General features: G+C 37.9%; 13 protein-coding genes. 12 read left to right on the top strand and 1 reads right to left on the bottom strand.

Translation table 11 applies throughout. The features are described 5' to 3' along the window. Nucleotides 1–10 precede the first annotated feature (10 nt). From NQ185_RS05085 to rbsK, 5 genes are all read left to right on the top strand, one after another. On the top strand, nt 11–613 hold the full coding sequence (locus tag NQ185_RS05085) for an ECF transporter S component (RefSeq protein ID WP_257580493.1): 603 nt from the start codon (nt 11–13) through the stop codon (nt 611–613). A gap of 64 nt (nt 614–677) precedes the next feature. Next, entirely contained in the window at nt 678–1421 is a 744-nt protein-coding gene (locus tag NQ185_RS05080) for an energy-coupling factor transporter transmembrane component T family protein (protein ID WP_257580492.1), read from the top strand. After that, nucleotides 1418–2284 (top strand): energy-coupling factor ABC transporter ATP-binding protein, encoded by an 867-nt coding sequence (locus NQ185_RS05075; protein ID WP_257580491.1) that lies wholly within the window; start codon nt 1418–1420, stop codon nt 2282–2284. The genes NQ185_RS05080 and NQ185_RS05075 overlap by 4 nt, the downstream gene beginning before the upstream one ends. Then, nucleotides 2277–3098, top strand: coding sequence for an energy-coupling factor ABC transporter ATP-binding protein (locus tag NQ185_RS05070; RefSeq protein WP_257580490.1), 822 nt, complete (start codon nt 2277–2279; stop codon nt 3096–3098). Before NQ185_RS05075 ends, NQ185_RS05070 begins: the two co-directional genes overlap by 8 nt. A gap of 4 nt (nt 3099–3102) precedes the next feature. Beyond that, on the top strand, nt 3103–3990 hold the full coding sequence (gene rbsK / locus NQ185_RS05065; RefSeq protein ID WP_257580489.1) for a ribokinase: 888 nt from the start codon (nt 3103–3105) through the stop codon (nt 3988–3990). Between the two features lie 33 nt (nt 3991–4023). Here rbsK and NQ185_RS05060 read toward each other — a convergent pair whose 3' ends face one another. Continuing rightward, the gene (locus tag NQ185_RS05060) at nt 4024–4407 is read right to left on the bottom strand and encodes a YhjD family protein (RefSeq protein WP_257580488.1); all 384 of its coding nucleotides are present in this window, start codon (nt 4405–4407) and stop codon (nt 4024–4026) included. 188 nt (nt 4408–4595) lie between these two features. Here NQ185_RS05060 and NQ185_RS05055 point away from each other — a divergent pair, with 188 nt between their 5' ends. The 7 genes from NQ185_RS05055 to NQ185_RS20310 all read left to right on the top strand — a co-directional run bounded on the left by NQ185_RS05055 (nt 4596) and on the right by NQ185_RS20310 (nt 12636). Continuing rightward, the gene (locus tag NQ185_RS05055; RefSeq protein ID WP_257580487.1) at nt 4596–6578 is read left to right on the top strand and encodes a S9 family peptidase; all 1983 of its coding nucleotides are present in this window, start codon (nt 4596–4598) and stop codon (nt 6576–6578) included. 178 nt (nt 6579–6756) lie between these two features. Then, nucleotides 6757–7884, top strand: coding sequence for a Gfo/Idh/MocA family protein (locus NQ185_RS05050; RefSeq protein WP_257580486.1), 1128 nt, complete (start codon nt 6757–6759; stop codon nt 7882–7884). 23 nt (nt 7885–7907) lie between these two features. Beyond that, entirely contained in the window at nt 7908–8732 is an 825-nt protein-coding gene (locus NQ185_RS05045) for a sugar phosphate isomerase/epimerase family protein (protein WP_257580484.1), read from the top strand. 15 nt (nt 8733–8747) lie between these two features. Next, nucleotides 8748–10985: a glycoside hydrolase family 3 protein gene (locus tag NQ185_RS05040; protein ID WP_257580483.1), complete on the top strand. Its 2238-nt coding sequence runs from the start codon at nt 8748–8750 to the stop codon at nt 10983–10985. A gap of 181 nt (nt 10986–11166) precedes the next feature. Continuing rightward, nucleotides 11167–11775 (top strand): TVP38/TMEM64 family protein, encoded by a 609-nt coding sequence (locus tag NQ185_RS05035; RefSeq protein WP_257580481.1) that lies wholly within the window; start codon nt 11167–11169, stop codon nt 11773–11775. Nucleotides 11776–11883: 108 nt separating this feature from the next. Next, nucleotides 11884–12009, top strand: coding sequence for a hypothetical protein (locus NQ185_RS05030; protein WP_257580480.1), 126 nt, complete (start codon nt 11884–11886; stop codon nt 12007–12009). Beyond that, on the top strand, nt 12010–12636 hold the full coding sequence (locus NQ185_RS20310) for a nuclease-related domain-containing protein (RefSeq protein ID WP_373370781.1): 627 nt from the start codon (nt 12010–12012) through the stop codon (nt 12634–12636). It begins immediately after the preceding gene. Nucleotides 12637–13342 lie beyond the last annotated feature (706 nt).

Here is a 13342-nt window from a genome sequence, read left to right as displayed (position 1 = left end):
GAAAAACAAGATGAAACGAAGTTTTAAAGATGATTTCAATATGATGGCTATGCTCCTCATACCAATTGGTGTAGCAGTAAACATTGTCGGTTTTCAAATTGCAAACGTTTTAAGACTCCCTATTTTTCTCGATACGATTGGTACAATCTTAATTGGGGTTATTGCGGGACCTTGGGTAGCACTGCTCGCTGGATTAATTACAAATCTAATCAATGGTATTTTTAATCCCGTTTATTTTCCATATGCCATCACATCTATAGCTATTGGTGTAGGAGTAGGGTATTTGTCGAAAGCAGGTATGTTTAAAAATATTCCAAAATCAATTATTTCTGGTATTATCGTTACTTTTATCGCCGTCATTGTATCTGCTCCGATTACTGTACTTGTGTTCGGTGGGGCAACAGGTAATACGTCTTCTCTTCTTACAGCAACTTTACTTGCATCAGGCCAAGAAATATGGGGAGCAGTATTTGCTTCATCTTTCATCTTCGAAATTGCTGACAAAATTGTATCTGTCCTTATCGTATATTTTATTGTAAGAAAAATGTCGGACCGCTATTTATCCAAAATGAATTACGGACTTCTTTATATGAAGCGCGGCGGCCGCAAATGATTGGATCATCAACTCTTTCCGTTCATATGAGCGGAAAGAGCCATTTTTTCAGGGAGGGTTTACAATGCAGAAAAATATAATCCTGCAGTTGCATCCAATGACTAAGTTTTATTTTGCATTGTTTATATCAGCTGCCGTTCTTATTGTTCCTGGGTATTTATTCTCATTCTTAAGTTTTGGCATTTTGCTTCTTATCGCTGTCGCGGCAGGTGTAGCAAAAGAATTTTTTGGAACGGTTATGAAAGCATTATTATTTTTACTTATCATTGTTTTTCTTATGCAGCTCTTTTTCTATCCCGGAGATCATGTCATAGGACAATGGGGAATATTAAAGTGGACAGAGGAAGGTTTAAATTATGGATTAACTCTTTCTTCACGAATTCTTGCAATGGGTTCTGCATTTATATTATTTTTTCGTATGACTGAAGTGCGTGACTTTGTGAAATCACTTGAAGATGCTGGACTACCTCCAATGGGGGCATATGTTGTTTTATCCACATTGCAAATTATTCCAGAAATGAGACGCCAAGCAAACACCATTATGGATGCTCAAAAAACACGTGGGGTTGAAACAGAGGGATCTTTATTTGTAAGAGCAAAAGCTTTTATTCCAACTCTGACACCACTCATATTATCTTCCATATCAAGTACGGAAGAACGGGCGATCACTTTGGAATCCAGAGCTTTTTCCGCTCCAACAAAAAAAACTAGTTTGCATAAGCTGACTAAAAATACAGCTGATCGAATTCTGCCATTTGTCTACATCGTCATCTTGGTAGGTCTAGTATTATGGAGGGTACTCACATGAATTCAATCGTTGAAATGAAAAATGTTTCTTACCAATATCCTGTAAGTGATGATCGGATTATAAAAAATGCATCTTTTACAATTGAAAAGGGAAAATTTACGGCTATTATCGGTAATAATGGCTCAGGTAAAACAACACTTTGTAATATTATCCGTGGATTCATTCCTCATTTTTACAAAGGTGAGCTTGAAGGAGATGTCATAGTAGATGAAAAGAATATTTTGGATTACCAATTAGGCCAACTAGGCGAAAAAATTGGATATGTCTTTCAAAATCCTTTCATTCAAGTATCAGGTGTAAAAGATACAGTTTTTGACGAAGTAGCTTATGGACTTGAAAACTTGGGAGTTGAGGAAAACGAAATTCGGGAACGGGTAAAGGAAATATTGAAGCTTGTTAAAATTGAGCATTTGAAGGATAAACATCCAATGGGACTATCAGGCGGCCAACGCCAACGTGTTGCCCTTGCTTCCATCATCGTTATGAATCCTGATATTCTCGTCATTGATGAGCCAACATCTCAGTTAGACCCAATTGGGACAGAACATGTATTTGATATTATTCGGCTTATGAAAGAAAAGGGAAAGACGATTATTTTAGTAGAACATAAAATGGATTTAATCGCTGAATATGCGGATAATCTTATAGTACTTCATAATGGGGAGATTGTTTTGCAAGGACCGACAAGAGAAATCTTTGCAGATCCTCGATATGGTGAATATCAAATTCAATATCCTCACGTAACAGAGGTGGCTCTTCAGTTACAAAAAAATGGTGTAAAACTAAAGTTTGTTCCAATTCGTGATGAAGAACTACCTGAAAGTATTGGTTGGACAAGTATGGGGGAGGGTGCTCATGACTGAACTTTTATTGAAAAGCGTTAGTTTCTCATATCCCGATGGAACAAAAGCATTGGAAGATTTAACACTTACAGTGCCTTCTGGTCAACGTCTTGCAATTATTGGGCAAAATGGCGCTGGTAAAACGACTGCTGTTAAATTAATGAATGGTCTTTTAAAGCCAACTGAAGGAGCGGTTTTTGTAGGAGACTGGAATACAAAAGATTATACAACGGCACAAGTATCCCGAAAGGTAGGGTATGTCTTTCAAAATCCAGATGACCAAATATTTCATAACGATGTAGAATCAGAAGTGCAGTTTGGCCCAAAAAATATGGGTTTTGATCCGGAGCGTGTGGAGAAATTAACGGATTGGGCGATGGAATTATGCGGGATTAGAAATGTTGCCGAAGAAAATCCTTATAATCTACCATATTCAGTTCGTAAATTTGTTACGATTGCTTCGGTCTTGGCAATGGATTCTGACGTCATTATTTTGGACGAACCGACCGCCGGACAGGATCGGGTCGGGTTGGATTTATTAGGTAAACTTCTTGAAGAATTAGAAAGCAAGGGAAAGACGGTTATTACGATTACACATGATATGGAATTTGTTACAGAATACTTTTCTAGAATTGTCGTGATGGCTAATCGACGGATTATTGCAGATGATGATTCAGAGTATATTTTTTATAATCATGATATTTTAGAAGAAAGCATGCTTAAACCGCCAGCAGTTGCTAAAATGGCAAATTTGTTAGGTCTTGAAAAAGGTATTTTAACAAAGAGCCAATTATTGTCGTTAATAAAAGAAAGAGATATTGCAGGAGGACGATAGGGTAATGGATATTTCATTAGTCGGCAGCATTAATATTGATCTTGTTTATCGTGTTCCCTATGTTGTAAATAATGGTGAAACACTGCATAGCACGTCACATAGTGTTCATTTCGGCGGAAAAGGGGCCAACCAAGCTGTGGCTGCCAGCCAGCTAGGAGCAAATGTTCATTTTATTGGAAAAGTCGGCAATGATGATTTTGGTGATCAAGCGCTAAATAATCTAAAAGATAAAGGCGTTTATATTGATTCCGTTCAAAAAGAAGGAGCGACTGGGCAAGCGATTATACAAGTGACAGAGACGGGCGATAATGCAATTGTTTTGTTTCCTGGAGCCAATTTTTTAGTTACACCAAAGCAAATTGAAGAGGAGGCTGATATCATTTCATCGAGTAAAGCACTTCTACTTCAGCTGGAGGTTCCGCTGGATACAGTTGAAAAGGCAGTGGAAATTGCCGCTCAACATGGGAAAATCGTTATTTTAAACCCAGCTCCTTCGCAAAAATTGCCGGATTCATTATTAAAGAATGTTACTTTTTTAACACCAAATGAAACAGAGCTAGCACAGATGACGGGTATTGAAACGACGACGGAGGAAGATATACGGGCTGCATGCAGTCTATTATTGGACAAGGGCGTCGGAACGGTAGTTGTTACACTCGGCTCAAAAGGGTCTTTTTATATGAACCATGAAGAAAGTGGTTGGGTACAAGCCTCGAAGGTTGATGCGGTTGATACAACTGGGGCGGGAGATGCATTTAATGGAGCATTTGCTGTAGGTCTTTGTCGTGGAAATTCACTTCGAAGTTCAATAGAGTTTGCCACGAAGATTGCTGCTTTCGTTGTTACTCAGATGGGTGCACAGCCACTTATCCCACATTCACTTTTGGAATAAACCTCGTAGCTCTTCGTATTTGTTGCGAAGCAGCTACGCTTTTTTTTCAATGTGTATATTTTTATACCTCCCAAATAAATAATAACGCAGCAATTCTTCCGTCTTGTTCCTTAGCCTTGGATTAAAGTAATTATGCTCCTCTTCGTATCCTTTATAAATAAAAACATACATTGTAAAGGCATCATCCGATTTAAGACGCTCCACTTTTATATTGTTTTTATGCAAATAGCGCCTTACTTCAGCGAGATCCTTTTGAATTGCCTTCATTGTTTCTTCAATCAGCTCTAAATAAGGTTTTTTTAATTTAAAGGAACTTGCATTTACTACGATTAAATCCCGATTTAATACTGTAAGCAGCATAGGTAAATATATTGCCTGTTCAATAATATCTCGATCACCAGTAGGAATTCTCGTCATATAGATACCTCCTAATAAGAACATCCGTTCCCTTATATAATACTAAGAAAAAATATGTATAGCAAGATTAAAATCCTGACAACATGAAAATGGGCTGAAAAAAACTTTTTCCTTCCTAAGCAGGGAAAATACTTAGGGTGTCGAAATATTGTATAATGTAAAGAATCAACTAGAAAGGGCGATGAAATATGACAATAGGAATTAAACCAAAAGATCTATATGAATTAAAATCAGTAGCTAATCCGCAACTATCACCGGATGGTACTGAGGTTGTGTATGTTGAGACACATATTGATGAAAAGAAAAAGGACTATGTTTCTAACTTATTTTACATAAATTTGAATGAAAAAATTCCTCAACAATGGACATTCGGAGAAAATAAAACGAATTCACCGGTTTGGTCTCCGGATGGCAGCAAAATTGCGTTCGTTTCTACACGAAATGGCAAACCGCAAATTTTTGTTCTTTCTAAAGCAGGCGGGGAAGCGAAGCAAATCACCGATTGTAAAAATGGCGCAACCTCTCCTGTTTGGTCTCCATGCGGAAAGAAACTTGCTTTTTCCGTGAAATTAGGGAAAGACGAAACGATTTTAGATAAAGCGGAAACAGATAAAAAGGAAGAAAAGGAACTAAAGCCGCTTGAAATCGAAAAAATGAAACATAAATCCGATGCAGCTGGATTTATCGATATGGAACAATTTAATCAAATTGCGGTCGTTAATATAGAATCTGGCGATGTAGAGCTTATTGTGCAAGGGAAACATAATTTCCAAATTGGCTCATGGTCACCTGACGGAAAGTATATTACTTATACAGGAGACCTGACTGAGGATCTTGATTTTTCTTTCATGAGTGATATTTATTTATTGGACATAGAAACGAAAGAATCTCGCAAGCTCACCGAAGGTTCAGGTATGTTTTATCAAACATCATGGTCACCAAACAGCCGTTACCTTGCTTATGTCGGAAGCGAGAGAGAATTCGAGAATGCGACTCATGCGAAGCTTTGGATTTACGATTTTGAAAATGACGGCAAAACATGTATAACAAGTGATTTTGACGCACCTGTCGGAGATTTTGTTGTCGGAGATTTCCTTCAAGGTACTGTGGCACCTGGAGTACAGTGGCTAGAGGACAGCAATAGCTTTTATTTCCAAGTTTCGGATCATGGAAATACGGCTATTTATTTCGGAAATCTTTCCGGAGAATTATATCCAGCAATTAACGATGACCAATATGTTTACGGATTTTCACTCGATGTCCAAAATGATAAAGCGGTAGTCGCTATTAGCACTACAACAAATCCTGGTGATTTATTTTACGTAGATTTAAAAACTGGCGAAAAGAAACAACTCACAAAGGTCAATGAGGAACTTTTACAAACGCGAGAATTATCTATTCCAGAAGCATTTGAATTTGAAGGGGCAGAAGGCTGGAAGGTTAGCGGCTGGATTATGAAGCCTGTTGGATATGAAGAAGGGAAAAAGTATCCGCTCGTTCTTGAAATCCATGGCGGTCCACATGCCATGTATGCAAACACGTATTTTAACGAGTTCCAAATCCTAGCTGCCCAAGGCTTTGGGGTCCTGTACACGAATCCCCGCGGAAGTCATGGATACGGTCAGAAATTTGTCGATGCAGTTCGCGGTGATTACGGTGGCAATGATTATAATGATTTAATGGCTGCCGTCGATTATGCAATAGAACGTTATGATTTTATTGATCAAGATCGTCTTGGAGTAACTGGTGGCAGCTACGGAGGGTTCATGACAAACTGGATCGTCGGCCATACTAATCGCTTTAAAGCAGCCGTTACCCAGCGTTCCATTTCGAATTGGATCAGCTTTTACGGTGTAAGTGATATCGGCTATTACTTTACAGACTGGCAAATTCTAGCTGACCTAGATAATATCGAAAAACTTTGGAATCATTCACCGCTTAAATATGTTAATGAAGTGGAAACCCCACTGTTGATTCTGCACGGTGAAAAAGACTATCGCTGTCCGATTGAACAGGCTGAGCAATTGTTCATCGCTTTAAAACATCGTAAAAAAGAGACGAAATTTGTTCGCTTCCCTGAATCCAATCATGAGCTTTCAAGGAGCGGAAAACCGACATTAAGAATTAATAGGTTGGAATATATTAGAGATTGGTTTGTGAAATATCTATAATATGAGACGGCTAGTAATTCAATGACGACGGCCAGTGATGCCAGCTGTAAATTGAAACAGATAGAAAATTTAAAAATTTTCTATCTGTTTTTTTACGAAATTTAAAGGAGTTTATCGTTTTGTAGAAAATTAATATAATATGAGGATTTTTATTATTATTTTGTTGGGGGTTATAGAGATGAAAAAAGTAAAAGTCGGTGTCATTGGCTGCGGCATGATCAGTGCAATTTACCTCAAAAATTGCACACAAGTTTTCAACAATATTTTAGAAGTTGTTGCAGTTGCGGATTTAGTTCCAGAGCTTGCAGCAAAACGAGCGGAGGAGTTTAACGTTCCTGTTTCATGCTCTGTTGAAGAGTTGCTTGCTAATCCAGAAATTGAAATTGTGATTAATTTAACAGCTCCAGCAGTTCATGCAATGCTCAATATGAAAGCGCTGCATGCCGGCAAGCATGTATATACGGAAAAGCCGTTTGCTCTTAATCGTGATGACGCAGATGAAGTTCTGAATCTAGCAGAATCAAAAGGTTTACTTGTAGGCTGTGCTCCCGACACTTTCCTAGGCGCTAGCGTTCAGACTTGTATTAAGCTAATTGAAGATGGAGAAATTGGGCAACCATATGCAGCGAATGCTTCTATCATTATGGGAAGTGCGGCTGATGGCATGCATCCGAATTTTCAAAATTTCCTAAAGCTCGGCGGGGATCCAATCATGGATATGGGACCATACTATTTGACAGCTTTAGTCGCAATGTTGGGACCTGTAAAAAGAGTAACCGGATCTGCACAAAAACTTCATGAAGAGGTTACCATTACAAATGAAAAATCTCCGCGTTTTGGAGAAACATTCCCGGTGGAAGCTCCTACTAATGTTGCGGCTACTTTGGATTTTCATAGTGGGGCAGTTGCCAATGTGCAAGCTGCAAAAGAAAGCTTTGGTTATCGCCCAAGAATGGAAATTTTCGGAACGAAAGGTAATTTGACTGTTCCTGATCCAAACTTTTTTGGCCCAATTCCCGGCTTTATTGGTGATGTAACCATTCAATATTCAAATTTTGAGAATAAGTCGATTCCGCTTACACACGGTTTTAATGAAGATAGCAGGGGAATTGGCGTTGCTGATATGGCCTACGCCATTCAATCAGGCAGAAAACATCGAGCAAGTGGAGAGTTGGCAAGACATATATTAGATATTTCACTAAGTATTTTTGAAGCATCAGAGAGCGAAAAACACATTTCTGTTCAATCAATGGTAGACCGTCCAGCGGCATTGCCAACTGGTCTTAAAGATAATGTATTAGATTAATATTTTGAGAGGATGATAAATGTATGAAAAAGTTTCTTATAGGTGTTCAGCCTTACACAATTCGTGAGGCAATGAGTGTAGATTATGTAGGTTCTATTAAAAAGGTGGCTGAAATTGGCTATAAAGGGATTGAACTTGGACCGCCGCCGGAAGGTATGACAATTGCAGAACAAAAATCACTTTTAGATGGATTAGGACTTAAGGTAGTTGGTACGCACGCAGGTTTTGATACATTGGATTTTGAAGTGGATAAAATTGCAGATTATCTTGAAGAAATCAATGGAGAAAAATTTGTCACAATATCGATGATTTTTAAATCAAGGGAAGATGTCTTGGAAAAAGCAGAGAAAATGAATAAAGTCGGCGATCAGTTCCGTAAGCGTGGAATTACTTTCCTATATCATAATCACCATTGGGAATTCTTTAAAGTAGATGGAGAATATGTATTAGATATTTTGCTTCGTGAAACAGATCCAGAGCTTGTTCAAACCGAGCTTGATACGTATTGGATTAGAAGGGGCGGGGAAGATCCTGTTCAATATCTTCGTAAATTAAAAAACCGTGCCCCTCTGCTTCATATTAAGGATATGAAAGCTGGAGGAGAGGAAGTCTCTACAGGGTTTGGTGAGGGAATCTTAGATTTGAAAGAACTTTTTGCCCAAGGTGTGAAGGAACCATTTGCTGAAATTGGAGAAGGAATTCTTGATTTTAAAGCAATAGCTGGCGTAGCGGAGGAAATCGGCACGAAGTGGTTAATCGTTGAACAAGATGAAAGTGATAGAGATCCATTTGAAAGCTTAAAAATAAGCTATGATAATCTAGTTAACTTAGGTTTAATAGAATCATAAGAATGGAGATATCATATGGCAATTAAATATGTAAAAAATGAAGGTGGACCGACTCTTGGATATTCATCGGAATCGGGTGTCCAAATTTTAGAGGTTGACGGCAAGTATTTTAAAGATTTAAGCAAAGATGGAAAGCTTGATAAATATGAGGATTGGCGTCTTACACCTAAAGAGCGAGCAAAAGACCTTGCCTCCAAAATGACGATTGAACAAATTGCGGGATTAATGCTTTACAGCAGCCATCAAGCCATTCCAGCATCCAAAGGCTTTTTTCCCGGAACTTTTGATGGGAAACCATTTGATGAAAGCGGGGCGAATTCCGCGGATTTATCTGATCAACAAAAGGATTTCCTACTTAACGATGATTTGCGCCATGTATTGATTACGACTGTAGAGAGTCCAGAAGTTGCAGCGAAATGGAATAATAATGCTCAAGCGCTTGTAGAAGGAATTGGGCTAGGGATTCCAATTAATAATAGTTCGGACCCACGTCATGCATCGATTGCGAGTGCGGAATTTAATGCCGGTGCTGGCGGAGCCATCTCGATGTGGCCAGAAACTCTTGGACTTGCTGCAACCTTTAATCCTGATCTAGTGAAAGAGTTTGGAGAAATTGCTTCCAAGGAATATCGGGCTTTAGGAATTACAACCGCCTTATCGCCGCAAATTGATCTAGCAACAGATCCAAGATGGATGCGGTTCAATGGAACTTTCGGGGAGGATCCAAAGCTAACAACTGATTTAGCACGTTCTTATGTAGACGGCTTTCAAACATCCGAAAAGGAGAATGAAACTACGGATGGATGGGGCTACGATAGTGTAAATGCGATGGTTAAACATTGGCCAGGCGGGGGATCTGGAGAAGGTGGGAGGGATGCTCATTGGGGCTTTGGAAAATACGCTGTTTATCCAGGGGATAATTTCGATGAACATTTAATTCCTTTTACTGAAGGTGCCTTCAAATTATCTGGAAAAACAAAAATGGCCTCAGCGGTTATGCCGTATTACACAATTTCATATGAACAAGATCATGAAACAAAGGAAAATGTCGGAAACTCATATAATAAATACATCATTCAAACTTTACTTCGTGAAAAATACGGTTATGATGGTGTTGTCTGTACGGATTGGATGATTACTGCGGATGAACCGCCAACCGTTGATATTTTTGCAGGAAAGTCTTGGGGTGTAGAGCACTTAACTGTTGCAGAACGGCATTATAAAGTATTAATGGCTGGCGTTGATCAGTTTGGTGGAAATAATGAAGCAGGACCGATTATTGAAGCATACCAAATGGGTGTAAAAGAACACGGTGGGGAGTATATGCGCCAACGTTTCGAAGAGTCTGCTGTGCGGCTTCTATTAAATATTTTTAGGCTAGGATTATTTAAAAATCCGTATTTACTGCCAGAAAAGAGCGCAGAGATTGTTGGTAACGCAGAATTTATGAAAACAGGGTATGAAGCCCAATTAAAATCTTTAGTTTTATTAAAAAATCAAAATAACGTGTTGCCACTTCAAAAAGGCAGGACAGTATATATTCCGAAACGCTATATTGCTGAAGGCAGAAGCTGGTTTGGGCATGTTATACCCGAAAGACTTGAATATCCGCTTAATTTGGATATCGTGAAGAATTATTATACTGTTACGGATAATCCTGATGAAGCAGATTTTGCCATTGTTGCAATCGCAAATCCCGAGGGTGCTGGCTTTACCAAGGAAGATGCTGAAGCTGGGGGAACTGGTTATGTTCCAATCAGCCTACAGTACAAGCCTTATAAAGCAGAATATGCGCGAGAAAAAAGTATTGCAGGTGATTCTAGGGAGGTTCTTGATCGAAATTACCGTAATAAGTCATTCACACCACCTAATACAACGGATCTTGATTTAATTTTGGAGACAAAAAAAGCAATGAAGGGAAAACCAGTTATTGTTTCGCTTCTCCTTTCTAAACCTGCTGTTGTTGAAGAGTTTGAAAAAGAAGTTGACGCGGTTCTCGCAAATTTCGGCGTACAGGATCAAGCGCTACTTGATATCATTAGTGGGGATAGTGAACCATCGGGGCTTCTTCCTATGCAAATGCCTGCCAATATGAAAACTGTTGAAGAACAATTCGAAGATGTTCCACATGATATGGAATGCCATACGGACTCTGAAGGAAATACGTATGATTTTGCTTTCGGTATCAATTGGCAAGGAGTAATCAATGATGAACGAACAGAAAAATATAAGAAGGAAAAAGTAAAACGATAGTATAAAAACAATCCGTAGTGCCAGTTGCTATGGGTTGTTTTCTTTTTAACGAAATCGAAAGGATTATCAATAGTAATTATTGGGTAATCTGTAACAAAGGATCATCAAATATGTGATATAATTTACCTGATTTTAAGGAGGTTTACTCTCTATTCTTAATATTGTGAATTGAGGAATGTTCATGGATTTTTATTCATTCAAAGAATGGTTTACAATGGAAAACGTAGTTGATTTAATTGATAAATACCGCTCGTTTGGCCCTCTTCCGGGTATATTATTACCCTTATTAGAAGCTTTTCTTCCATTCCTCCCCTTATTTCTTTTTGTGATGGCTAATGCAAATGCATTTGGTCTAGGATGGGGTTTCTTTTTTTCATGGTTAGGCTCTTCGTTAGGAGCACTATTGGTTTTTTTGCTAGTACGGAGATATGGAGACTCTCGTTTTTTTCGATTTTTACAGAGAAATAAGAAAGTGCAAAGTTTAACAACATGGGTAGAAAGACGAGGTTTTGGTCCTCTATTTATATTATTATGTTTCCCTTTTACACCATCAGCTATTGTCAATATTGTTGCGGGGCTTTCGAAAATCAATATTTACCAGTATATGTTTGCTGTTATTGGTGGAAAGGCAGTAATGATCTTTACATTAAGTTTTATCGGATATGACATTGTTTCTTTGATTAAACAGCCGATTCGAACAGGGATTGTCATTATCATAATCTTTATTCTTTGGTATGCCGGGAAGCATATCGAAAGCAGAATGAAGAATAAAGCTCATACTCGAGGATGAAAAGTTGCCTTATATATTTGGGTAGCTTTTTTACGTTAAGCAAGATACCTTGTTAAGGTAGGTAAAATTTCATACAATTATGATAACTATATTAAGAGGATGTGGAAAATGACTATTAAACCGCGAAAAGAAAGTAAAGAATTGAAAATATATAAGATTATTAATAGTAGGAAGGTGATGTCGAAAGAGGATACGAGTCATCTTGCAAGACTTGAAAAAGGTTATGGAGGGTAGCTGATTTTTGACGAGAGAGTAGAGCGGCCCTCAAAAGATTGGCTTAACCTCAATGATTTACTGTTAGAAAGAAATAATACGGAATTCCAAATCGATGCTGTTATTATTGCCCAAAATTCTATATTGTTGTTTGAGGTCAAAAATCATGAAGGGGACTATTATATTGAAAACAATCAATGGCTTTACTTTAACGGAACCCCACTACAAGACCCGGTGTCTCAGTTGGAAAGAAAACAATTACTTTTTCAGATGCTGCTTCGTGATTTAGAGTACAACAGTCCTATCAAATCCTATCTCGTGTATATTAATCCCGATTTCCACTTATACAACTCCCCACGAAATCTCCCAATTATATTTCCATCCCAATTAAATCGGTTTTTTAATGAATTGAATAAAATACCTTCAAATATATACGAACACCATAAGAAATTAGCATATAAGTTAGTCTCCCTACACAAGACTGGATCACGTAATACGAAAATCCCGGAATATAGTTATGAGGAATTACGGAAAGGGATTTCGTGTTCTTGTTGCTATTCATTTAATTTGGAAATCAAAAAATTAACTTTCATCTGTAAAAATTGTGGAGTGATCCAAAATAAAACCGCGGCAATTTTACGAAGCTAGATGAATACCACCTTTTATTTCCAAAAAGAAAAATCACAACAAATGATATCTTTGAATGGTGTAATGGTATTATTTCTAAGAAAGCGATTCAAAGAGTCTTGGTAAAAAACTTTTATTCTATGGAAAGTGCGAAAGCCGTTTATTATGTTAGAAAGGAAGATTGCTGAGTCAGAATGAATTGAGACTGATTGGGCATGAATCGGGACTGAAAATTGAGAATTACGAGATTTCAGTCTCGATTGAGCATGAATCGAGACTGAAAGTAAAGATATACAAGATTCAGTCTCGATAGGGCATGAATCGGGACTGAAAATTGAGAATTACGAGATTTCAGTCTCGATTGAGCATGAATCGAGACCGAAAGTAAAGATATACAAGATTCAGTCTCGATAGGGCGTGAATCGGGACTGAAAGTTGAGAATCACAAGATTTCAGTCTCGATTGAGCATGAATCGGGACTGAAAGTTGAGAATTACGAGATTTCAGTCTCGATTGAGCATGAATCGGGACTGAAAGTAAAGATATCCAAGATTTCAGTCTCGATCAAGCATGAAGTTTAGACCTCAAACCGTTAGTTATAGAGATTTTCAGAGAACTACAATTATTACTTATGAAGTATGCCTATTGATAAGCTATGCGCAAATAATATCAAAAATAATAGTCATCATTATACAATTTCAGTAAAATTAAACACTGAATTTACAAA

The sequence above is a fragment of the Lederbergia panacisoli genome (assembly GCF_024626525.1).
Classification (GTDB): Bacteria; Bacillota; Bacilli; order Bacillales; family Bacillaceae_C; genus Lederbergia; species Lederbergia panacisoli.
Note: the sequence above shows the minus strand (reverse complement) of the source record. Positions and strands in the feature narration are given on the sequence as shown.